Genomic DNA, 20,851 nt, shown 5'->3' with positions numbered 1-20,851 from the left:
AATCGTGTTAAATCTAAAACAAATTGAATTCTGTTTGGACAAGATAGGCGACATGTTTCCCCACGCAGAGTGTGAACTGGTTCATTCCAATCCTTTTGAATTAGTGGTGGCAGTCGCTTTATCTGCGCAATGTACAGATGCACTTGTAAACAGGGTGACCAAAACATTATTTCAAAAATATAAACAGCCGGAAGACTATCTGGCTGTTTCGCTGGAAGAACTTCAGCAGGATATTAAATCAATCGGTTTGTATCGTAATAAGGCAAATAACATCCAAAAATTGAGTAAAATGATTATTGAAGATTACGGCGGAGAAGTGCCGAAAGACCGCGATGAGCTTGTCAAACTGCCTGGTGTCGGAAGAAAGACCGCCAACGTCGTAGTATCTGTTGCCTTTGGCGTGCCGGCCATTGCTGTAGACACCCATGTGGAGAGAGTCAGCAAACGTTTGGGAATCTGCCGGTGGAAAGACTCGGTGCTGGAAGTGGAAAAGACGCTGATGCGCAAGGTGCCAAAAGAAGACTGGTCTGTTACCCATCACCGGCTTATTTTCTTCGGCAGATATCACTGTAAGGCCCAGTCTCCGCGCTGTGCGGAATGTCCGCTGCTGTCTTTGTGCAGAGAAGGGCAGAAGAGAGATAAAAAAGGACTGGTGAAACGATGACGCAAGCGAAAGACGTGTTGGCTTCCTATGAGCAGTACTTAAGCAGTCTTGGCCAGATGAACTCCCTGGATATATCAGAAGCCTTGAGAATCAACCCTGTGTATGTTGACCTCTGTTTGGAATCTCAAGGTGTTTTGCCATGGGAAGACAGCGGCAAGTACGTTCCGCTTTTATTTGAAGTGTGGGAAGACATTAAAGAATCACTTCTCCCAGTCTTTCAAACACGAAAATCGAGATGTGACCAAAATGACATGCTGAAGGGCATTGTATGTTTGCTCGCTTCGTTCCACTGGACAGCGGGTGAGCGGGTAAAATCGCTCGATTGGCCAGAACTAACGGAAAAATCATTTCCCGTGAAGCCAATCAATTGGCCTGAACGAGTAGAATTTATTCTTCTAAAGCCGACTCAATACCATTGCTTTATTCAGCTTGATGAGCTATTTGCTGAAATGAAAAAGCATTTTTATAAATACCATGCGATGAATCGCTAAAACCTCCCCTTTTAAGGGGAGGTTTTTTATGATGAAGAAAAAGCCATCACCCAATAGAGTGACGGGGCTTTTTGTTTAATTTGCTTTTTCAGTTGATGATGAATTCGTTTGTGTTTTGTCAGATGTATTTGTTTTGTTTTTATTTGTATCAGAGCCTGATGAATCATTTGTATCTGAGTTCGAATCATCATCCGACGTACCCTGATTGTTGCTGTTGTTATTGTTGCTGTTATCGTTGGTTTGGTCTTGATTGCTGTTGTCGGACGGATTGGTGTTCGTGTTGTCTTGTTTTTTGTCTTGATCGTTCGTTGAATCATCTGTCTGATCTTGATCTGTCTGACTGTCATCTGTTTGCGAATCATCAGTCTGTGTATCATCCTGAGATTTATCTTCATCTTGCTTTTCATCATCGGTTTTCTCTTCGTCGTCTTTATCTTCTTTATCCTCAGCCTTCGGCACTTCATACGAAGTGGCGGCTGTATCGCTGCGGACATCGTCGCTGATGGCTGTTACTTGGAATTTATACACAGATCCAGGCTGCACACCGGATATGACGGCTTCTTTTGCAGAACTGTTCTGAATCTCGGAGTAGCTGCCGCCATCGACAGACTGCTTCACTTCAAAGGTGGCATCACCGTCATATTTCCAGCTTAATGTCAGAGATTGATTGTCTTTATCATATTTCACGTTTAAGCCAGTCGGTTTATCTGTTTCTTCTTTTTCATACGTTTTAGAAACAGTGGAAGGGGCAGTGCCTTTGACAAAGTACTCCGTGAGCTTTTTATCGCTTGGCGTATTCGGCCCTGCCAGTTTTGCCGGGTTAGAGCCTTTTTCTACAGTGGCCTCAACTACGCTGTCAGGCTTCTCAAACGATCCGCTTCCGTCATCGACATCGGCAATGAGCTGGGCGAAGATTCGTTTTGCGACTTTTTGCTCTTCAGCAGAAAGTGATTTCTTTCCAGCATCGTTTTCTTCCATACCCGTCCAGACGGCTGCAGTATATTGCGGTGTGTAACCGACAAACCAAGAATCTCGGGCACCGCCGCTTGCGATATTGTACCTTTGGACTTCACTTTCATCAAAGTTTGTAGTCCCGGTTTTACCGGCTACTTCTATCCCAGGTACTTGAGCGAGCTGTCCTGTACCTGTCTTAACAGCTGTTTTCAGCATATCTGTAATCATAAACGCAGTATAGTCACTCATTGCTGACTTTGATTTCGGTGTTAAATCAAGCTTCGTGCCATCGTTGAATTCGATGGATTTTACAAAATGCGGTTCATTATATGTTCCGTTATTTCCAAACGCACTGTATGCGCCTGCCATTGTCAGAGGAGAAACACCATCGTCTCCACCAAAACCGCCAATTGAGTAGGCCTCTGGTACATTATCCTTTGTTAATCCCAGTCCAAGTCCATTTGCAAAGTCTACAGCAGTATCTTTACCAGCTGCCTGGAATGCTTTTAAGGCTGGTATATTTCTAGATTGTGCAAGTGCATAACGCATAGAGATAGGCCCTAGATATTTACGGTCCCAATCACGGATTGGTTTTCCGTTAGAATAAGTGTAAGCTGAGTCATCAATTTGTTCATACGTAGACCATTTTTTGTTTTCAATAACTGGACCGTAGTCTAAAATCGGCTTTATGGTCGAACCAGGCTGTGCCTTAGTTTGAGTTGCATAGTTAAAGCCTCCGACAGGCTGATTGCGCCCAGCACCAATCGCGCGGACTTCTCCGTTTTTTGTATCGAGAAGGGTAACGCCGCCCTGCATGCCTTCAGTAAATCCGACGGTGTCTCCGTCCATTAATTCATCTAGTTTGTCTTGTGCTTTTGTATCTAATGTCGTATAAATTTTTAATCCGTCAGTTCCTGGATTGACATCAGATTTTTCTTCAATTTCTTTCATGACTTCTTCAACAAACGCGCTGTATTTGTTTGAATTGTTTTTTTCATATTCCTTTTGTGACACAACGCCTTCGTCTTTCATCGCCACATTTTTGGCTTTATTAAATTCAGAATCAGAAATAAATCCTTGCTTTTTCATCAGACTGAGTACGATGTTCCGTCTTTTTTCCGCTTTATCCGGGTTTTTAACGGGATTGTACGCTGTCGGGCTTTGCGGCATGCCCGCAAGTGTTGCCGCCTGTTCCACAGTCAATTTGCTTAAATCTGTGACGCCGAAAAATTCCTCCGCCGCTTTTCCGATTCCATATGCTCTAGGAGAAAAATAAATCCGATTTAAATACATTTCTAAAATTTCGTCTTTAGAGTAATTGCGCTCCAGCTGAATCGAAAGCCACACTTCCTGCACCTTCCGTTTCAGCGTCTTCTGATGAGAAAGAAGGGAGTTCTTGACAACCTGCTGGGTGATCGTACTTCCGCCTTCAGCTCCGAAACCGTCTGTAAAGTTGGCGACTACGGCGCCTCCGATACGGACAGGGTCAATCCCATGGTGTTCATAAAAACGGGCGTCCTCTGTCGCAATAAAAGCTTCTTTTACAGTATCAGGAATTTCATCTATTGAGACGTAGGTTCGCTTTTCGGAGCCGTATTCAGCAATTTCTTCTCCATTTCTATCATATATTGTCGAAGAATAAGGCGTCTTTAATTTGTTTTCGTCAAGTTTTGGCGCATCGGAAACCATGACAGCAAATGTGACGGCACCGCCAACTACACCTAAAACAAACAGAATGAGTAAGGTAAAAAGAGTCTTTTTAAACCATCCGCCTTTTTTTCGTTTCTTGCCTTTTTTCGGTGAAGGACTCGATTTGCTGTTCGCTTTTCGTCGAGCTTCACGGCTGTTAAATTGATCTGACATAACATCTCAACCTTTCGTTAATCAACCTTTCGCACTAGATGACGGCGAAAAATAAAGCTGTTCAATAATACTAATATAATCAATTCTAGGTGCGTATCCAAGAGAAATCGGATAAGCCGCTTCCTCTAATTCATCTTTTCGAATTGATTTTCTGCCGTTTTTTTCTTTTCTGTCCCAGAAATCCAACAGTTTATCGGCTTCCAAAAAATAAACCTGGTCGAAAGCGGATATAATAACAAAACAAATGCCGTCTTGAGCCATTACCTGCTTCATATGCTCGATTTGATGGTCATGAAAATTCTGCAGGGGGAAAGAGGTCTTGTTTTTCGTTTCTTTCGCCTCAAAATCAATATACCGCCCTTTGTAAATCCCGTTATAATCTGTTGTCGATGATTGTTTAAAGTAAGCTTCTTTAATCACCGCGGCGCTTCTTTTTGGATAATGGACATTTACAATTTGAACAGGTGTCGGCTTTTTGTGTATAACGGCAATTTGGTTTGTCAGATAATACTTATTCGTTTCGTTTAAGTCATCTTCGAGGGTCATTCCGCGATTACTGTAGGACGGGGCCCTTTTCTGACTGTTTTGGGATGAAACCGAATGTTTCGGCTGAAACGTTTTTCCGTTAGGATACCGAATCACTTTCTCATCCTCCTTATTAAACTATTCGTGACGGAAGTGAATGTACGTGCAAGAACAACAGGCCATCAGAAAGCTTCTTAGCCGGATTGAACGGCAGACAAAAGCAAAAAACGCAGATAACATTTCAAGAACGAACGCATATAAAGCATTTTATGACTGTCATCCGGAAATCAAATGGTCGCTCTTAGCATCTTTTGTTTCTCGCAATGCCGGCTGGTCAATGACTGACTTAAAAGGCAGTCTGTTTCAGCTTGGACTCCGTGAGAGACAGCAAAAGTGGTTCTTTTTAGCCTATGAAAGAGCGAACTGGCTTATTTTTTCGGATGCCTATCCGCAGCTTCTTTTGTACCACTGGTCAAAAAAAATCGGGAAACCGCTGTTCCATCATCTCCATGTGTTTGGCGTCTCGCAATTTATGACGGAAGAATGGGCCCGTTTTTGGCATGAGCGAAACACCGAGCGGCTGATGTATGCCCTCATTGTAAATGAACAAAACACTATCCAAACACCTATTATACAAAATCCTTCGTTTAAAAAGAACGTTTTTGACACGATTCCTTTTTATTTAAGTGACTGGTTTCATTTTAACACCGTTATTTTTCCTTCTTCAGACGGGTTTCTTTACGGCATTTCAGTGAAACGCTTTTCAAAGACAGAGGAAAGGATAAGGCTGGGAAAGCAGCTGTCTCAATTGCTGTTCAGCCCCGAATTATTCTCCTCTTTTTATCACTTTTTGCACACAGTGCCGCACACAGGCTCCCGTTTTGATATGGAAAAAATGATCGGGATCACAAAAAGAACATCTCCTATGTTAAGGACATGCTACCCTGAGTTCATCCACTCATTAGACGGAAAGAAAACGGATTGGTTTCATGGAAAGATCAAGAAAGCGTTCTTTAGACGTGAGGAATTGCCGAAGCAGATTGAATTGACAGACTGGTATCTGCATAAAAAACGCCAGCTTCATGCGCTTTTTGCAGTCGAGCATTGGCTGAAAAAATAAAGAAGCAAGGAATTTCCTTGCTTCTTACGTAGAAGGGCGGTTCGGGCCGCCTAATTTTTTATCTAAAGAATCGATTGCTTTTGATTCAGTCTTTTTTTGCTGGCCGGCTTTTTTCGGTCTGGTTTTCATACGGCACCTCCTCACAAGTATCGTTTGCATTAAGGGGGAGGATCATACAATTTTTGCGGTTGTTTTTGTCGAAAACTTCAGCTTTCCGTGGAAAACCTGTTTGTTTGACGATTTGCTTCTAGTTTTGTCATGAGGAAGGAAAGAGACTGAAGAGCAAAGAATCTTAACCGGGAGAGACGAGGAAAGGGAGGTACCACGAATGTCCGGTTACGTAAGCAAGACAGATATTCTCCGTATGCTTTCTGATATAGAAGATGAATTAACCCGAGCCGACCAAAGCCTGAACCATTCCTTAAACGCATGGGAGGCTGAGATGCGGGAAAAGGAAAACGATCGCCTGAGTGTGCTGGAAGAAGAAATCATGGACCTTCATATTTGTATAAATGAGCTGCATCAATCACCTGAACACAGGTATGCATTTGAAAAGGTATACCGCATCGGCTGAATTTGCGGGCGAAATTTGGTACGATAGTCATTGAGGTGAAGGATGTTGCAATCACAAACATTGCTGGAAATGACCGAGCAAATGATTGAAACTGCTGAAAATGGCGCTGATCGATACCAGGAAGGAAAAGACAAGAATCTTTCATATGATTTTTTTGAGACGATAAAGCCTGCAGTTGAAGAGAATGATGATCTGGCGGCTCGCTGGGCGCAAGGGGCGCTTGAATTGGTAAAAGCCCGCCGTCCGAAATATGTGCATAGAGAGCAAATTGAGACCGTAAAGGACAATTTCCTGGAATTGGTCCTTCAATCATATGTTCATCATATTCATAAAAAACGATTCAAGGACATCACTGAGTCAGTCCTTTATACATTGCACGCAGTAAAGGATGAAATTGCAAGAAAAGACAGCCGGTAAAGGCTGTCTTCTTTTAAGTTTGTTGTAGGGGGCCGGACGTTAATTCAACTCATATGCCGGGCTTTCTGCTCCATTTGCTTCGAGAACCTTCATACTGTAACGAAACTCAGTTGTGCTGAGATGTCCTTGAATATAGAGGAACTTGGCAAAGTCCATCAGTTTATTCATACAGTCTGTTTCATATTTCTTCATTTCTGCAAAACGTTTGCTTAAGTATGATACGTTCATTATGGTGCATCCCCTCTCATCTGTATTGAAAATATGGTACCATAATGATTCGACTTTTTTCTGTTTTTAAAAAATTTAAACTTTCGACACAATTTGACAAACGCGAATCAGAACCTGTGACACAACCAATAGACTTCATTCATACATATATAGAAGAGAAACATGTTGAGTTTAGGGGGAATCGCAATGAACAGGAGTTCTCAAATCTATCCTCGGCAAATGGACTATTATTATCCTCAGCAAATGCAAGGATATTATCAGCAGGCAGCACATGGACAATACTGGCCGCAGCAGCATTATGGACAGCCGGATTTTTATCAGCCGCATTCTCCGCTCCAGCCGATGCCTACGCAGCCTCCAGTATTCTCCAACCCTTATCCAATCCCAAGGCCTAACCAGCAGCAGCCCTCACAATTTCAAAGTATCATGTCGCAGTTCAAAAAAGCCAACGGGCAGTTTGATTTTAATAAAATGATGGATACGACAGGTCAAGTGATGAGTGCAATGAATCAGGTCGGATCTTTAATAAAGGGATTTACCAGCTTTTTTAAATGATAGAAGCATGAATGAATCACTCATTCATGCTTATTTTTTGGGAAGAAAAGCGTCATTGTCTGCTCGTTCCAAGATGTTTCCATATCTTCTTGGTGTACTTCATAAGGCAGCTGAACCGTTCTGGTCATGCTTGTAAAAGTGGCCTCATTTTGCTGTTTTTGTTTCTCTTGGAGAGTTACATGCAGATACCTCGATTTAATATCAACGATGATCTCGCCATCTCGAAACGTCTCCGGAATCGTGATATCGACATACAGCCCGGTATCTCTTTCTCTGACATGTATGGTCGTCTGTACATCTTTTAAACTCGAGTTGATCAAGTTCTGAAATCCGTTTAATAGGTTGCCGAATGCTGAGGATTGAAAAAGATGGTCCATTGCCTCCGCGATGATTTCTTCTTTCTTTTGCAGTTCGTTTTTTTTGTCATGATTGAATTCCAAATTTGCCACCGCCTTTTTTAACCAGATTATGCGCCTGTGCCAGATGTTGTTATAAATTGAAGCAAAATTGAAAGTGTGGTTAAATAGTGGTGATTGAAGGGATAATGGTTGAGGCGAATGAGAAGGGAGAAAACACATTGCTGAAAAAATTATTCGGAATGGGCAAAACTCAGGAAAAAGTGGCAGAAGAGGTTATTTATTCTCCGGCAGATGGTACGGTAATGGACCTGACTGATGTGCCGGACCCTGTTTTTTCACAGAAAATGATGGGGGAAGGAATAGCGGTGGAACCATCAAACGGTGAAATCGTTTCACCTGTTGAAGGTGAAGTGATTCAGATTTTCCACACCAAACACGCCGTGGGCATTCGAACTCGCTCGGGAATTGAACTTTTAATTCATGTCGGGCTGGAAACAGTCAATATGAACGGAGAAGGGTTTACTGCCCACATGAAAGAAGGGGATAAAGTGAAAGTCGGTGATCCGTTGATTACGTGTGACTTGGAATTAATTAAAGAAAAAGCGAGCAGCACGGTCATCCCGATCGTTATCATGAATGGTGAGGCTGTAGGATCAATTGTGCCGGCAGGAGAAAACGCTGCCCTCAAAGGCGAAACAAAGCTTCTCACAATAAAAGCGAAATAAGCAGGGCGCATGCCTTGCTTTTTTTATTCGATTGTATAAAATTTGCACCTAGCCATGCAAACAAATATTCGGTAAACTGTATTTGACAAAGAGGTGTAAAGAATGAAAAGGAAATCACTGACTGAGCTCATTTCTGAGTTAAAAGGAAATGAAAACGTTGTGAATTGGCATGAAATTGAGCCTCGTGAAGCAAGAACAAGGCCGATGCCTGAAAGTATAGATGAAAGAATAAAAGCAGCCCTTTCGAAAAGGGGCATTAATGAACTATATACCCACCAATATTCCGCTTTTCAATATGTGCAAAAAGGAGAAAGCATCGTTACCGTAACGCCAACCGCATCAGGAAAAACATTATGCTATAACCTCCCAGTGTTGCAGTCCATCGCCCGCGACGAAACAAATCGGGCGCTATATTTATTTCCGACTAAGGCGCTGGCGCAAGACCAAAAGAGCGAGCTAAATGAAATCATTGATGAAATGGGCATTGATATTAAAAGCTTTACATATGACGGGGATACGTCTCCGGCAATTAGGCAAAAGGTGAGAAAAGCAGGCCATATTGTCATTACAAACCCCGATATGCTTCATTCTGCCATTCTTCCGCATCATACGAAATGGGTCAGTTTGTTTGAAAACCTTAAGTATATCGTCATCGACGAGCTTCATACGTATCGCGGTGTGTTCGGGAGCCATGTGGCGAATGTGATCCGGCGGCTGAAGCGAATCTGCCGGTTTTACGGAAGTGATCCGGTTTTTATTTGTACTTCCGCAACGATTGCCAACCCGAAGGAATTGGGGGAGCAGCTGACGGGAAAACCGATGCGGCTGGTTGATGACAACGGAGCCCCGAGCGGACGGAAACACTTTGTGTTTTATAATCCGCCAATTGTGAACAAACCGCTGAATATTAGAAAAAGCGCAACAGCAGAAGTGAATGAACTGGCGAAAGAGTTCCTGAAAAACAAAGTGCAGACCATTGTTTTTGCCAGAAGCAGAGTCCGGGTGGAAATTATTTTAAGCCATATTCAGGAGCTTGTGAAAAAAGAGATTGGGACAAAGTCAATCAGAGGCTATCGGGGAGGCTATCTTCCAAAAGAGCGGAGAGAAATCGAAAGAGGTCTGAGAGAAGGCGAGATTTTAGGAGTGGTCAGTACGAATGCCTTAGAGCTTGGTGTTGATATCGGCCAGCTGCAAGTGTGTGTGATGACGGGTTATCCTGGAAGTGTGGCAAGTGCATGGCAGCAGGCGGGACGAGCCGGCAGAAGGCACGGTGAGTCTTTGATTATCATGGTCGCCAATTCAACGCCGATTGACCAATATATTGTGAGGCATCCCGAATACTTCTTTAACCGTTCGCCGGAATCTGCAAGAATCAATCCGGAGAATTTGATTATTTTAGTAGACCATTTAAAGTGTGCGGCTTATGAGCTTCCTTTTAGAGCTGATGAAGAGTTTGGGCCGATGGATGTAAGTGATATTCTTGAGTACCTTCAGGAAGAGGCCGTTCTTCACCGCAACGGCGAACGGTATCATTGGGCAAGTGAATCGTTCCCCGCATCAAATATCAGTTTACGGTCCGCTTCACAAGAAAATGTCGTCATTGTTGATCAGTCAGATATTGCAAATGTGCGGATTATCGGTGAAATGGATCGTTTTAGCGCGATGACGCTTTTACATGATGAAGCGATTTATTTGCATGAAGGGGTGCAATATCAAGTAGAGAAGCTTGATTGGGACCATAAAAAGGCTTATGTCAGAAACGTCGATGTCGAGTATTACACGGATGCCAACCTGGCAGTTCAGCTGAAAGTATTAGAAGTTGATAAAACGAACGAAAAAAGCAGTATGTCATTGCACTATGGTGACGTCACTGTCAATGCCCTGCCGACCATTTTTAAAAAAATTAAAATGACCACCTTTGAAAATATTGGCTCAGGCCCTATTCATTTGCCGGAAGAAGAACTGCATACAAGTGCAGCTTGGCTCGAAATCAAAACAGCAGACGAAGATATCGGGGAAAAGACGTTGGAACAGCTCCTTCTTGGCATCTCGAATGTGCTGCAGCATATTGTCCCTGTGTATATCATGTGTGATCGAAACGATGTGCATGTCGTTTCTCAAATTAAAGCGGCCCATACCGGATTGCCGACCATCTTTTTGTACGATCATTATCCGGGCGGTATTGGTTTGGCGGAGGAAGTCTACAAACGTTTTTCAGACATAAACGAAGCGGCGAAACAGCTTATTAAACAATGTCCTTGTCATGACGGCTGTCCGTCTTGTATAGGTACCGAAATAGAAGGGATAAAAGCAAAGGAAAGAATTTTGCAGCTGCTGGATCAAATGTCGTAAGGAGGGAGGTCAGATATGTCATTAAAAGGGAAACTCCAGCGAATGAAAAAGCATATGGTGCTTGATGAAGGGGAATATAAAATAGAAAAAGGCGAACAAGAAAACAAACTCATTGAGAACCATGCTGAGATTCCATTTTTAGAAGAGTGGGAGGCTTTTGGTATGAAGCCTTTTTTCTTCGAAGATGAGTACTGCCTCATTAGAGAAGTAGAATATCCGCTTTCTCACCGGCATGGGTTATACCGTTTTTCTGAACTTGATGAAGTGATTGCATTGTGGAATCAAAGCTGCCTGGCGCATACTTTGTCAGCAAAAGGGTATAACAAAAACAGTCTCTTTTTCTTTGATACGGAAACAACCGGTCTTGGAGGCGGCGCCGGAAATACCATTTTTTTGCTTGGGCATGCGAGAGTATATGAAGACCGAGTGTCAGTCAAACAGCATCTTTTGCCCAAGCCGGGAAATGAAGTCGCCTTGTATCAAAGCTTTTTAAGCGAGGTTGACATTACATCACTCGTGACCTACAACGGTAAAGCCTTTGATTGGCCGCAGGTGAAAACAAGGCACACATTGATCCGCGACAGACTTCCGAATCTCCCGGAGTTCGGCCACTTTGACCTGCTGCACGGAGCAAGACGCTTGTGGAAACACAAAATGGACCGCGTATCGCTTGGCACGGTTGAAAAAGAGGAGCTCGGCATCCGCAGGCAAGAAGATACACCGGGCTACTTGGCGCCAATGCTTTACTTTCATTTTATCAAGGCGCAAGAGCCGGATCTTCTAAAAGGTGTTCTGCATCATAATGAAATGGATGTGCTATCGCTCATTTCATTGTACATTCATATGTCTAAAAAAATTCTCTCTGAATCACATGCGCCAAAAGAGCACAGTGAAGCTTATGCGATGGCGAAATGGTTTATGGCCCATAAAGAAACGGATCAAGCGGTCAAACAGCTGGAAAGGCTTAAAGAAAAGCCGTTTGAGGGTCAGGATAGGGCCCGGCTGGATTTATCACTACTGTACAAAAAACAAAACCGGTTGGAGGAGGCAGTGCCGCTTTGGGAAAAGCTGTCCCGTTCCCAAAATCAGAAGTGCAGATACACCGCTGTGATAGAGCTTGCGAAATTTTTTGAGCATAAGAAAAAAGAGTTCGGAAAAGCCCTGCGTATAGCAGAACAATTACTTAGCGATGAGGCGTTTTTATCAGAAAAAGAAGTTGAAAATCTGCATGTAAGAATTGCGCGGCTGAAGAGGAAATATTCCTCTTGAATATTCCCCGGGAAAGCGCAAAAGACGACTTCTTTCGCCAAGAATTTTTTTTGCTGGATTCACATCGATTTTGTTGTAGAATACCGGCGAATCCTGTAAAATGACGTTAGTTATTTTTAAAGGGAGAGTTGGTATGTATAAGGGTGTTTTTTATTTGTTCTTTGTCGTTGTTTTTTTGATTGCTTTCGTATTTTCAAACTTTAAAGACAGCTTAATTGCACACTTTTAAAATAGGTCATTGCATCAGAACATGTACCCCCTATTTTTCATAACTTAGTATTGTAATAAAGTTTATGGAAAGGGGATTTAATCATGCATCACTGCAGACCGCACATGATGGCGCCGATTGTCCATCCTACTCATTGCTGTGAAAACCATACGTTTTCAAATACTATCGTGCCGCATATTCACCCACAGCACACAACAAACGTAAATCACCAGCATTTTCAGCACGTTCACTACTTTCCACACACTTTCTCAAACGTTGATACGGCTACGCATCAACATTTTCAAGCGAGAAGACCTTTCTTCGACTAGTATGGAAACGTGCAGCTTGATGGTTGAAACAACAGCACATCAAAATGGGGCCCAATGGGGAGCCCCATTTTTTAAAGCAGGTGAAATAATGAAAGTATTGGCAGTAACAGGATACAAGCCATTTGAACTCGGGATTTTTAAACAAGATGACAAAGCGTTGTATTACATAAAAAAAGCCATTAAGAACCGGCTGATTGCTTTTTTAGATGAAGGACTGGAATGGATTTTAATTTCGGGCCAGCTCGGAGCCGAACTCTGGGCGGCTGAAGCTGCCTATGATCTGCAGGAGGAATACCCTGATTTAAAGGTAGCTGTGATTACCCCTTTTTACGATCAGGAAAAGAACTGGAAAGAACCTAATAAAGAGCTTTATGAAGCTGTTCTGGCACAGGCTGACTATGAAGAAAGCCTGACTCACAGGCCATATGAAAGCCCGCTTCAGTTTAAACAAAAAAATCAGTTCTTCATTGAGAAATCAGATGCGCTTATGCTTTTATATGATTCGGAAATGGAAGGCTCTCCAAAGTATATGCTTGAGACAGCGGAAAAGCGACGCGAACAGGACGGCTACCCTATTTACTTTATTACAATGGATGACTTGAGAGTGACAGTAGAGGAAGACAGCTACTCATAACAAAGAAAGAGAAATTTGACAACCGTACAGATTTCTGAAAAAATATAGTTGATGATTCACGATACGAGGTGAAAAAGATGCTTGCTGATAAAGTAAAGCTTTCTGCGAAAGAAATTTTGGAAAAAGAATTTAAAACAGGCGTTAGAGGCTACAAGCAAGAAGACGTTGACAAATTTTTAGATATGATTATTAAGGATTATGAAACCTTCCATCAAGAAATTGAAGAACTGCAGCAGGAAAATCTGCAGCTGAAAAAACAGCTTGAAGAAGCCAGCAAAAAACAGCCGGTGCAATCTAACACAACGAACTTTGATATTTTAAAACGGCTGTCTAACTTAGAAAAACACGTTTTTGGCAGCAAGCTTTATGATTGATCGTTCTTGAAAAAAATGGCACTTGTAAATTGCAATCAGTTGTTATATAATAATTCATGTTCTTAACGTTCGGGTAATCGCTGCAGATCTTGAATCTGTAGAGGAAAGTCCATGCTCGCACGGTGCTGAGATGCCCGTAGTGTTCGTGCCTAGCGAAGTCATAAGCTAGGGCAGCCTTGATAGGCTGACGGCAGGAAAAAAGCCTACGTCCTTTGGATATGGCTGAGTATCCTTGAAAGTGCCACAGTGACGAAGTCTCACTAGAAATGGTGAGAGTGGAACGCGGTAAACCCCTCGAGCGAGAAACCCAAATTTTGGTAGGGGAACCTTCTTAACGGAATTCAACGGAGAGAAGGACAGAATACTTTCTGTAGATAGATGATTGCCGCCTGAGTACGAGGTGATGAGCCGCTTGCAGTACGACGGAAACAAAACATGGCTTACAGAACGTTAGACCACTTACATTTAAAATGATGAAAACAAGCTCTCCCGTATAAGGAGAGCTTTTATCTTGAAAAGAGAAAAGTTTTAAAAGACAGGGTGATACGATGAAGAAGTATACACTAATTGCAACGGCGCCGATGGGCATTGAAGCTGTTGTCGCAAAGGAAGTACGAGACTTAGGATACGAATGCAAGGTTGATAACGGAAAAATTATTTTTGAAGGTGATGCGCTTGCCATTTGCCGTGCAAACCTTTGGCTTAGAACAGCCGACCGCATAAAGGTTCAGGTTGCTTCTTTTAAAGCGAAAACATTTGATGAACTGTTTGAAAAAACGAAAGCGATTAACTGGCGCTCATTTATACCTGAAAACGGGAAATTCCCTGTCATTGGGAAATCAGTGAAATCGACACTTGCAAGCGTTCCTGACTGTCAGCGGATCGTCAAAAAAGCAATTGTCGAAAAGCTCAAGCTTCAGTCCGGCAAAGCCAATGACTGGATTGAAGAAACAGGTGCCGAGTATAAGGTTGAAATTTCTTTATTGAAAGATCAGGCGGTTATAACGCTCGATTCCTCAGGGACAGGCCTCCACAAACGAGGATACCGTGTCGATCAGGGCGGCGCGCCGATTAAAGAAACACTTGCTGCCGCTTTAGTTCAACTAACAAATTGGACCCCGGACCGTCCGTTTGTTGATCCTTTCTGCGGTTCTGGAACGATCGCGATTGAAGCCGCGTTAATCGGCCAAAACATCGCCCCGGGTTTTAACCGTGATTTTGTCTCGGAGGATTGGGAATGGATCGGTAAAGAGCAGTGGGACAAAGCGCGCCTTGAAGTTGAAGAAAAAGCGAACTATGACCAGCCGCTTACGATTTTCGGAAGCGACATAGACCACCGCATGGTTCAAATCGCAAAAGAGAATGCAGAAGAAGCAGGCTTGGGAGATTTAATCGAATTTAAGCAGATGCAGGTCAAAGACTTCACGACAAATCTGGAGTTTGGGGTAATTGTCGGAAACCCGCCATACGGAGAGCGTCTCGGCGAGAAAAAAGCTGTTGAGCAGATGTACAAAGAAATGGGACAGGCATTCGAACCGCTTGATAGCTGGTCTGTGTATATGCTGACATCAAATGAGGATTTTGAGGAAGCATACGGCAGAAAAGCGACGAAGAAACGAAAGCTCTTTAACGGATTTATTAAAACGGATTATTATCAATACTGGTCAAAAGTAAGACCGCAGCGCACGAAAACAGAAAACGAATAAAAAGAAGACGCTTTGCATGCGTCTTCTTTCGTCTTTCAGCTATATTCTATCGTTACCAACGGTGCGCTTTCGCGTTGCTTCTCAATATAATGTTGGTTTGGGACATTTCAGTGTGACCGTTTACTTGAGACTTAGAACGTTTAGGCCGCGTCCAATTGTGATGAAACAGCTCAGAATGCTGATCTAATCGATTTCTATAACTCATGTCAACATCACTCCCTGATAGAATATTGTTGATAAGACGGATAATCCGGATACCGGAATATCAATTGTAGTTTGCGCATGTTTCGGTGATAACATGCGGGAAGCATGTATATAAAATGAAAAGTTCGCATACAATGATGATTATTTCCATCAGAGGTGATCTCATGCTGAACAGTGAACATTTTAATCTTATTCAAAGGGCGCTTGACGCAACAGCAAACGAGCTGAACGAGCTCGGAGTTGATTTGTCTCCGTCCGTGATTTCCCATGCGCAAATCGATTTAGAAAAAGCGGTGGAACATATTTATTCAACAGACCATCCTTTTTTATCTTCGCATGTGATCAATCGAAAGTAAGCTGTAAAAAAACTTGGCAATGCCAGGTTTTTTTATTGTATTCATCAGTGGGAAATGATATTATTGATGGTCTGAATGTCGAATAGTTGGGGGTTGGAACTAGGTGACAACATCACGTTTGCCTTTTTCTTTAACGAAAACAAAGAATTTTTATGAAGAATTGAACAATTGGATTGGTGACGTGTTTTACGATATCCTTCCCGAAAAAGGGTTTGATCTTCGGGATGAGCAAGTATTTATGGCTTTTCAGCTGGAGCGAGCGTTTAAAGAGAAAAAAGTCATGTTTGCCGAAGCTGGAGTGGGAACGGGGAAAACACTGGTTTATCTTCTTTTTGCGATCAGCTATGCAAGATATGTCGGCAAACCCGCCATTATCGCTTGTGCTGATGAAACATTAATCGAACAGCTAGTGAAAAAAGAGGGCGATATTTCGAAGTTGGCTGAGCATTTGGATCTGAAAATTGATACAAGACTGTCAAAATCACATGAGCAATATTTATGCTTAAAGAAACTGGAAAAAACAATGCAACGCTCTGATGATGATAGATGGCTGGATCTTTATGAGTCGTTACCGTCATTTGTTCATGAATCACAGGCGATGCAGCGCTTTTATCCGTATGGCGACCGTAAGCAGTATGCCAATCTGTCAAATGAAGAATGGTCTGAAGTAAGCTATGATTCGTTTCAGGATTGTCTGACTTGTGATATGAGGCACAGATGCGGTTTGACGCTTTCCAGAGATCACTACCGCAAGTCAACAGACTTGATCGTTTGTTCCCATGATTTTTATATGGAGCATGTGTGGACGGAAGAATCCCGTAAACGAGAGGGACAGCTGCCACTCTTGCCTGATCATAGCGCGGTTGTATTTGACGAAGGGCATTTGTTAGAGTTTGCCGCACAAAAAGCGTTAACCTACAGAGTGAAGCAGTCTACTCTTGAATTGTTTTTAGAGCGCTTGCTTCAAAATGACATCAGAGAAGAGTTTGCCGAACTGATTGAAGATGCCCTTGCTGCAAACGACGAATTTTTCTATGTTCTTTCTGAAGAAGCTAAAGAAGTAGCCGGTTCACACCGTTTAGAAATAAAAAATGACCAGCGTGTCAAAAAGGCGGCGGACGAGCTTTGCCGTTTGCTCGATAAAATCGGTGAGGCTCTCGTGTTTGAGTCTGAGATGTACACAATTGATCAATACGAATTGTCAGTTGTGGAAGAATATGTAGAACAAATGGCGTATTCATTATCCCTATATCAAAAGGATGCGATCAGCTGGCTGGAGAAAAAAGAAGAAGAATCAACTTTTGTTGTCATGCCGAGAACGGTAGCAGAAGTGCTGGGTGAAAAAGTGTTTTCCAAGAAAATTCCTCATATCTTTTCTTCTGCTACGCTGTCAGAAGGCGGATCGTTTGATTATATTGCCGACAGCCTCGGGATTCATGATTATTTGTCGTTAACTGTTGATTCTCCATATGATTATGACGAGCAAATGACCGTTAATCTATATGCGAAAACAGATATGACTTCCGAACAAAAAACGGCTGAAACGATTGAAACGATCAAGCGTTATAAAGGCAGAACGCTGATGCTTTTCCCTTCTTTTGAGGAATTAAACGAGTTTAAGCAGCTGTCAGCGGCTTGGGAGCTGCCGTATCCGATTTACTTTGAAGGCGATGAGGAAATCAGCGGCTTAGTGGAGAAATTCCAAGAGAAAGAGGAAACCGTACTATGTTCGGTTCACTTATGGGAAGGACTTGATATTCCCGGTGACGCATTAAAAAATGTGACCATTTGGTCATTGCCATTCCCGCCTCATGATCCTGTATTTACAGCGAAACGCAACGGGGCAAAAAAAGATCCGTTTGAAGAAGTTGATCTGCCATATATGTTATTACGCGTGCGGCAGGGCATCGGGCGTCTGATCCGTTCGAATCAAGACAGCGGCTCGATCCACATTTACGCCGGCGGAGAAAATGAACGCATCATTGATGAAGTCAAAAAGGTCTTGCCTGTTGAACCGAAAATGATGTAATAGAAAAAAGCTGACGATCGTATTCGTCAGCTTTTTTATTTTGTCAGCGGGCCAGCCAACCGCCGTCAGTGGCTAAAATATGCCCATTTACATAATCTGAAGCGCGGGATGCCAGAAAGACTGCTGTCCCGCCGATATCATCCGCTTTGCCCCAGCGGCCGGCGGGGATTCTCTTTAAAATGTCCTCATTTCGTTTTTCATCATCGCGTATAGGCTGTGTATTGGCGGTAGAAATATAACCAGGGGCGATGGCGTTGACCTGAACACCGGACGCTGCCCACTCATTAGCAAATGATTTAGTCAAACCGGCAACCGCGTGTTTGCTCGCTGTATATGCGGGAACGAGAATACCGCCTTGAAAAGACAGAAGGGAGGCGATGTTAATAACCTTTCCATAACCTCTGTTCAGCATGTGTCTGCCTGCCAGCTGTGTCAGAATAAACAAGCTGTTTAGATTGACATTCAGTACGTGATGCCAGTTCTCTTCTGCGAAATGTTCTGCTTTTTCCCGGTGAATAATGCCGGCATTATTGATAAGGATGTCGATTTGGCGGCTTTCAAACAGTTCAGCTGCAGAATCCTTTATTGCTTCCGGCTTGCTCATGTCCAATGTAAAAGATGTAAAGGTACGGCCTTCCTGTTCCACAAGCTGTTGTGTTTCAGTCAGGCTGCTTTTATGTGATGTGCCGATAATATCGGCGCCAGCCCCCGCCAGCGCTTTGGCAATTCCTTGACCGATTCCTGTTCCCGGGCCTGTCACCAGCGCTGTTTTTCCTTCTAATGAAAAGGTATCATGTAGATAACTCATCTTATTTCAGCCCATCCATCGGGACGGCATCCATGTCCGTAAATGTGTAATTTTCTCCAGCCATCGCCCACACAAAGCTGTAGTTCGAAGTTCCTGCGCCAGAGTGAATAGACCAGGCAGGAGAAAGGACAGCCTGGTCATTTCCGACAACAAGATGGCGCGTTTCATTCGGCTGGCCCATGAAGTGAAACACCTTTGAATCTTTTTTAAGATCAAGGTAAAGGTAAGCCTCCATCCGGCGGTCATGGACGTGAGCCGGCATGGTATTCCAGTTGTTGTTTTGATCTAGCATCGTAATTCCCATCATTAGCTGACAACTTTTAATGCCTTCTTGATGAATGACTTTGTACAGGCTTCTGACATTAGAGGCTGCCTCATCGCCAAGGCGGTCCGGTGTCAGTTCGGAAAGAGCGGCTTTTTGTGTCGGATAGCTTTGATGAGCACAAGCGGAGACGAAGTAAAACTTAGCTTTGCCTCCGTTCAGGTTTGTAAACGTTACATCCTGATTGCCCATTCCGATATAAAGAAAATCCTTTGTTTGAAGCACATATTCATCATCACCAACCCTGACAGCGCCAGGCTGGCCAACATTAATAATCCCGATTTCACGCCGTTCCAAAAAGAAGTCTGTTTTAAGGAAATCTCCGGCATCAAGCTTCAGTTCACTTTGTCCCGGAGCCGCGCCGCCGATGACAACTCGGTCTTCATGTGAGTAATACATTGAAAGTTTGTTTTCCTTAAATAAAGGTTCCATTAAAAAATGACTGCGCAGCTCCTCAGTTGTAAAGCGCTTTACTTGTTCAGGGTGTACAGAATAACGATTTTCCATTGTGTTTCCCCCTTAGTTAAGATTTCGGCACCACTTGAATGAAAACATTTTGGTAACGGTTTCAAAGAAAATTTTAGGATAAATAGTGAAAAGAGTCAATGTTAAAATTATTAATAGGCACATTTTTGAAAAAACTCTTTTCGAATTTTAAAAATATGGTATTCTTGTGTTGTAACGGTTTTGGGATCGGTTTCAAATATAAGATGATACAGGAGCACTTGAATGAAAAAGAAAACAACAAGCCATACGACGATCAAAGATGTAGCAGAATGTGCAGGAGTTTCGAAATCGACAGTTTCCCGTTATATCAACGGAAAAATTGATGCGATTTCTCCTGAAAAAGTGAAAAGCATTAAAAAGGCAATCGCAGAATTGAATTATCGGCCAAGTAAAATGGCACAGGGTTTAAAAATAAAAAAAAGCAAATTAATCGGATTTGTTGTAGCTGACATTACAAATCCTTTTTCAGTCGCGGCTTTCAGGGGAGTCGAAGAGATTTGTGATCAATATGGCTACAGCATTATGGTGTGCAACACAGATAACAGTCCTGAAAAAGAGCGGGAAATGCTCCTAAAGCTTGAAGCCCATTCGGTTGAAGGGCTGATTTTAAACGCAACGGGAGAAAACAAGGATGTACTGCACACCTTTGCAGAGCAGCAAATTCCCACGATATTAATTGACCGGAAACTTCCGGATCTGAAACTGGATACGGTAACAACTGACAATAGAAGGATCACAAAAGAGATACTTCAGAAGATTTACAGCAAAGGATACACTGATGTCGCACTGTTTAGCGAACCGATTTCATCTATCAGCCCTCGTGCAGAAAGAGCAGCTGTGTACCAGGAAATGGCTTCGGCTCAAAATGTGAACGGGCTTGTCAGAATGTATGAAATTGACGTGAAAAACAAGGAGCAGCTTAAGGCGGCGCTTCTTTCTTTTCACAAGGAGATGCCGGAGCAAAAAAAAGCGATTCTGGCCTTGAACGGCCTAATTATGCTGAAAATCATCAGCTGTATGGAAGAGCTCGGCCTGCTCATCCCTCAAGATATAGGGATTGCAGGGTTCGATGATACGGAATGGTATAAACTGATCGGTCCGGGCATTACAACGATTGCCCAGCCGTCACATGATATGGGCAGGACGGCGATGGAACGTGTATTAAAAAGGATTGAAGGTGACAAGGGAGCGCCTCAAACCATTGAATTAGAGGCGGAAGTCATCATGAGACAGTCACTTTAATCCTAGATGCCCTCAACTGAAGAGGAGGTTGGGAGA

General features: G+C 43.0%; 25 protein-coding genes and 1 other RNA gene. 18 read left to right on the top strand and 8 right to left on the bottom strand.

The window, feature by feature from the left end; translation table 11 throughout:
- Positions 1 to 4: 4 nt before the first annotated feature.
- Positions 5 to 664, top strand: coding sequence for an endonuclease III (nth, locus tag V6D44_RS11635; protein WP_087990507.1), 660 nt, complete (start codon positions 5 to 7; stop codon positions 662 to 664).
- Complete coding sequence (locus V6D44_RS11630; protein ID WP_087990506.1) at positions 661 to 1,155, top strand: YpoC family protein; 495 nt, start codon at positions 661 to 663, stop codon at positions 1,153 to 1,155. The genes nth and V6D44_RS11630 overlap by 4 nt, the downstream gene beginning before the upstream one ends.
- 75 nt (positions 1,156 to 1,230) lie before the next feature.
- Here V6D44_RS11630 and V6D44_RS11625 read toward each other — a convergent pair whose 3' ends face one another.
- Both V6D44_RS11625 and recU read right to left on the bottom strand, forming a co-directional pair.
- Positions 1,231 to 3,972: a PBP1A family penicillin-binding protein gene (locus V6D44_RS11625; protein WP_087990505.1), complete on the bottom strand. Its 2,742-nt coding sequence runs from the start codon at positions 3,970 to 3,972 to the stop codon at positions 1,231 to 1,233.
- Between the two features lie 21 nt (positions 3,973 to 3,993).
- Positions 3,994 to 4,614, bottom strand: coding sequence for a Holliday junction resolvase RecU (gene recU / locus V6D44_RS11620; protein WP_087990504.1), 621 nt, complete (start codon positions 4,612 to 4,614; stop codon positions 3,994 to 3,996).
- A gap of 40 nt (positions 4,615 to 4,654) precedes the next feature.
- Here recU and V6D44_RS11615 point away from each other — a divergent pair, with 40 nt between their 5' ends.
- Positions 4,655 to 5,617 carry a DUF2515 domain-containing protein gene (locus V6D44_RS11615; protein WP_087990503.1) on the top strand — a complete coding sequence of 321 codons (963 nt, stop codon included), beginning with the start codon at positions 4,655 to 4,657 and terminating at the stop codon, positions 5,615 to 5,617.
- A 24-nt stretch (positions 5,618 to 5,641) separates the two neighbouring features.
- On the opposite strand, the gene sspM is transcribed toward V6D44_RS11615, so the two are convergent.
- Positions 5,642 to 5,746, bottom strand: a complete 105-nt coding sequence (gene sspM, locus V6D44_RS11610) for an acid-soluble spore protein SspM (RefSeq protein WP_003225606.1) — start codon at positions 5,744 to 5,746, stop codon at positions 5,642 to 5,644.
- Between the two features lie 199 nt (positions 5,747 to 5,945).
- On the opposite strand from sspM, the gene V6D44_RS11605 reads away from it, so the two are divergent.
- Both V6D44_RS11605 and V6D44_RS11600 read left to right on the top strand, forming a co-directional pair.
- Positions 5,946 to 6,191, top strand: coding sequence for a DUF5446 family protein (locus V6D44_RS11605; protein WP_087990502.1), 246 nt, complete (start codon positions 5,946 to 5,948; stop codon positions 6,189 to 6,191).
- 45 nt (positions 6,192 to 6,236) lie between these two features.
- Complete coding sequence (locus V6D44_RS11600) at positions 6,237 to 6,608, top strand: YppE family protein (RefSeq protein ID WP_087990803.1); 372 nt, start codon at positions 6,237 to 6,239, stop codon at positions 6,606 to 6,608.
- A 39-nt stretch (positions 6,609 to 6,647) separates the two neighbouring features.
- Here the strand turns inward: V6D44_RS11600 and V6D44_RS11595 are convergent, their stop codons facing one another.
- Positions 6,648 to 6,836 (bottom strand): YppF family protein, encoded by a 189-nt coding sequence (locus V6D44_RS11595; RefSeq protein WP_333516531.1) that lies wholly within the window; start codon positions 6,834 to 6,836, stop codon positions 6,648 to 6,650.
- 186 nt (positions 6,837 to 7,022) lie between these two features.
- Here V6D44_RS11595 and V6D44_RS11590 point away from each other — a divergent pair, with 186 nt between their 5' ends.
- Positions 7,023 to 7,391 carry a YppG family protein gene (locus V6D44_RS11590; RefSeq protein WP_087990501.1) on the top strand — a complete coding sequence of 123 codons (369 nt, stop codon included), beginning with the start codon at positions 7,023 to 7,025 and terminating at the stop codon, positions 7,389 to 7,391.
- A 20-nt stretch (positions 7,392 to 7,411) separates the two neighbouring features.
- On the opposite strand, the gene V6D44_RS11585 is transcribed toward V6D44_RS11590, so the two are convergent.
- Positions 7,412 to 7,831, bottom strand: a complete 420-nt coding sequence (locus V6D44_RS11585) for an Hsp20/alpha crystallin family protein (protein ID WP_087990500.1) — start codon at positions 7,829 to 7,831, stop codon at positions 7,412 to 7,414.
- Between the two features lie 137 nt (positions 7,832 to 7,968).
- Between V6D44_RS11585 and V6D44_RS11580 the strand changes: the two genes are divergently transcribed.
- The 9 genes from V6D44_RS11580 (at position 7,969) to V6D44_RS11540 (ending at position 15,347) form a co-directional block, all read left to right on the top strand.
- Positions 7,969 to 8,475, top strand: coding sequence for a PTS sugar transporter subunit IIA (locus V6D44_RS11580; protein WP_087990802.1), 507 nt, complete (start codon positions 7,969 to 7,971; stop codon positions 8,473 to 8,475).
- 102 nt (positions 8,476 to 8,577) lie between these two features.
- Complete coding sequence (gene mrfA / locus V6D44_RS11575) at positions 8,578 to 10,827, top strand: ATP-dependent helicase MrfA (protein WP_253268398.1); 2,250 nt, start codon at positions 8,578 to 8,580, stop codon at positions 10,825 to 10,827.
- A gap of 15 nt (positions 10,828 to 10,842) precedes the next feature.
- Entirely contained in the window at positions 10,843 to 12,096 is a 1,254-nt protein-coding gene (locus tag V6D44_RS11570; protein ID WP_087990498.1) for a ribonuclease H-like domain-containing protein, read from the top strand.
- A gap of 100 nt (positions 12,097 to 12,196) precedes the next feature.
- Positions 12,197 to 12,325 carry a hypothetical protein gene (locus V6D44_RS11565; protein ID WP_003230707.1) on the top strand — a complete coding sequence of 43 codons (129 nt, stop codon included), beginning with the start codon at positions 12,197 to 12,199 and terminating at the stop codon, positions 12,323 to 12,325.
- An 83-nt stretch (positions 12,326 to 12,408) separates the two neighbouring features.
- Positions 12,409 to 12,633: a spore coat protein CotD gene (cotD, locus tag V6D44_RS11560; protein WP_087990497.1), complete on the top strand. Its 225-nt coding sequence runs from the start codon at positions 12,409 to 12,411 to the stop codon at positions 12,631 to 12,633.
- Positions 12,634 to 12,721: 88 nt separating this feature from the next.
- Positions 12,722 to 13,267 carry a DUF1273 domain-containing protein gene (locus V6D44_RS11555; RefSeq protein WP_087990801.1) on the top strand — a complete coding sequence of 182 codons (546 nt, stop codon included), beginning with the start codon at positions 12,722 to 12,724 and terminating at the stop codon, positions 13,265 to 13,267.
- Between the two features lie 77 nt (positions 13,268 to 13,344).
- On the top strand, positions 13,345 to 13,641 hold the full coding sequence (gpsB, locus tag V6D44_RS11550; RefSeq protein WP_003225629.1) for a cell division regulator GpsB: 297 nt from the start codon (positions 13,345 to 13,347) through the stop codon (positions 13,639 to 13,641).
- 65 nt (positions 13,642 to 13,706) lie between these two features.
- Positions 13,707 to 14,089, top strand: an RNA gene (gene rnpB, locus V6D44_RS11545) — RNase P RNA component class B.
- A 100-nt stretch (positions 14,090 to 14,189) separates the two neighbouring features.
- The gene (locus V6D44_RS11540) at positions 14,190 to 15,347 is read left to right on the top strand and encodes a THUMP domain-containing class I SAM-dependent RNA methyltransferase (RefSeq protein ID WP_087990496.1); all 1,158 of its coding nucleotides are present in this window, start codon (positions 14,190 to 14,192) and stop codon (positions 15,345 to 15,347) included.
- A 52-nt stretch (positions 15,348 to 15,399) separates the two neighbouring features.
- Here V6D44_RS11540 and V6D44_RS11535 read toward each other — a convergent pair whose 3' ends face one another.
- The gene (locus tag V6D44_RS11535) at positions 15,400 to 15,552 is read right to left on the bottom strand and encodes a YpzG family protein (protein ID WP_010327933.1); all 153 of its coding nucleotides are present in this window, start codon (positions 15,550 to 15,552) and stop codon (positions 15,400 to 15,402) included.
- Positions 15,553 to 15,715: 163 nt separating this feature from the next.
- Between V6D44_RS11535 and V6D44_RS11530 the strand changes: the two genes are divergently transcribed.
- Together V6D44_RS11530 and V6D44_RS11525 are read left to right on the top strand one after the other, a co-directional pair.
- Positions 15,716 to 15,907, top strand: coding sequence for a hypothetical protein (locus tag V6D44_RS11530; RefSeq protein WP_087990800.1), 192 nt, complete (start codon positions 15,716 to 15,718; stop codon positions 15,905 to 15,907).
- A 103-nt stretch (positions 15,908 to 16,010) separates the two neighbouring features.
- Positions 16,011 to 17,936, top strand: coding sequence for an ATP-dependent DNA helicase (locus tag V6D44_RS11525; RefSeq protein WP_087990495.1), 1,926 nt, complete (start codon positions 16,011 to 16,013; stop codon positions 17,934 to 17,936).
- Positions 17,937 to 17,979: 43 nt separating this feature from the next.
- On the opposite strand, the gene kduD is transcribed toward V6D44_RS11525, so the two are convergent.
- A complete protein-coding gene (gene kduD / locus V6D44_RS11520) occupies positions 17,980 to 18,744 on the bottom strand; it encodes a 2-dehydro-3-deoxy-D-gluconate 5-dehydrogenase KduD (protein WP_087990494.1) in 765 nt (254 codons plus the stop codon).
- 1 nt (position 18,745) lies between these two features.
- Entirely contained in the window at positions 18,746 to 19,573 is an 828-nt protein-coding gene (gene kduI / locus V6D44_RS11515; RefSeq protein ID WP_253268397.1) for a 5-dehydro-4-deoxy-D-glucuronate isomerase, read from the bottom strand.
- A 222-nt stretch (positions 19,574 to 19,795) separates the two neighbouring features.
- Between kduI and kdgR the strand changes: the two genes are divergently transcribed.
- Positions 19,796 to 20,815 carry a pectin utilization transcriptional regulator KdgR gene (kdgR, locus tag V6D44_RS11510; RefSeq protein WP_253268396.1) on the top strand — a complete coding sequence of 340 codons (1,020 nt, stop codon included), beginning with the start codon at positions 19,796 to 19,798 and terminating at the stop codon, positions 20,813 to 20,815.
- Positions 20,816 to 20,851: the final 36 nt, after the last annotated feature.

The organism is Bacillus sp. 0209A (genome assembly GCF_036765095.1).
Taxonomy (GTDB): Bacteria; Bacillota; Bacilli; order Bacillales; family Bacillaceae; genus Bacillus; species Bacillus subtilis_G.
Note: the sequence above shows the minus strand (reverse complement) of the source record. Positions and strands in the feature narration are given on the sequence as shown.

Excerpts from the sequence above, each read along its gene's own strand:
- mrfA (WP_253268398.1), top strand. The coding sequence starts at position 8,578 with ATGAAAAGGAAATCACTGACTGAGCTCATTTCTGAGTTAAAAGGAAAT.
- V6D44_RS11565 (WP_003230707.1), top strand. The coding sequence starts at position 12,197 with ATGACGTTAGTTATTTTTAAAGGGAGAGTTGGTATGTATAAGGGTGTT.
- kduI (WP_253268397.1), bottom strand. The coding sequence starts at position 19,573 with ATGGAAAATCGTTATTCTGTACACCCTGAACAAGTAAAGCGCTTTACA.
- V6D44_RS11540 (WP_087990496.1), top strand. The coding sequence starts at position 14,190 with ATGAAGAAGTATACACTAATTGCAACGGCGCCGATGGGCATTGAAGCT.
- kdgR (WP_253268396.1), top strand. The coding sequence starts at position 19,796 with ATGAAAAAGAAAACAACAAGCCATACGACGATCAAAGATGTAGCAGAA.
- V6D44_RS11555 (WP_087990801.1), top strand. The coding sequence starts at position 12,722 with ATGAAAGTATTGGCAGTAACAGGATACAAGCCATTTGAACTCGGGATT.
- V6D44_RS11605 (WP_087990502.1), top strand. The coding sequence starts at position 5,946 with ATGTCCGGTTACGTAAGCAAGACAGATATTCTCCGTATGCTTTCTGAT.
- V6D44_RS11625 (WP_087990505.1), bottom strand. The coding sequence starts at position 3,972 with ATGTCAGATCAATTTAACAGCCGTGAAGCTCGACGAAAAGCGAACAGC.
- V6D44_RS11630 (WP_087990506.1), top strand. The coding sequence starts at position 661 with ATGACGCAAGCGAAAGACGTGTTGGCTTCCTATGAGCAGTACTTAAGC.
- V6D44_RS11590 (WP_087990501.1), top strand. The coding sequence starts at position 7,023 with ATGAACAGGAGTTCTCAAATCTATCCTCGGCAAATGGACTATTATTAT.
- gpsB (WP_003225629.1), top strand. The coding sequence starts at position 13,345 with ATGCTTGCTGATAAAGTAAAGCTTTCTGCGAAAGAAATTTTGGAAAAA.
- cotD (WP_087990497.1), top strand. The coding sequence starts at position 12,409 with ATGCATCACTGCAGACCGCACATGATGGCGCCGATTGTCCATCCTACT.
- kduD (WP_087990494.1), bottom strand. The coding sequence starts at position 18,744 with ATGAGTTATCTACATGATACCTTTTCATTAGAAGGAAAAACAGCGCTG.
- V6D44_RS11530 (WP_087990800.1), top strand. The coding sequence starts at position 15,716 with ATGCTGAACAGTGAACATTTTAATCTTATTCAAAGGGCGCTTGACGCA.
- V6D44_RS11535 (WP_010327933.1), bottom strand. The coding sequence starts at position 15,552 with ATGAGTTATAGAAATCGATTAGATCAGCATTCTGAGCTGTTTCATCAC.
- sspM (WP_003225606.1), bottom strand. The coding sequence starts at position 5,746 with ATGAAAACCAGACCGAAAAAAGCCGGCCAGCAAAAAAAGACTGAATCA.
- V6D44_RS11570 (WP_087990498.1), top strand. The coding sequence starts at position 10,843 with ATGTCATTAAAAGGGAAACTCCAGCGAATGAAAAAGCATATGGTGCTT.
- V6D44_RS11595 (WP_333516531.1), bottom strand. The coding sequence starts at position 6,836 with ATGAACGTATCATACTTAAGCAAACGTTTTGCAGAAATGAAGAAATAT.
- V6D44_RS11615 (WP_087990503.1), top strand. The coding sequence starts at position 4,655 with ATGTACGTGCAAGAACAACAGGCCATCAGAAAGCTTCTTAGCCGGATT.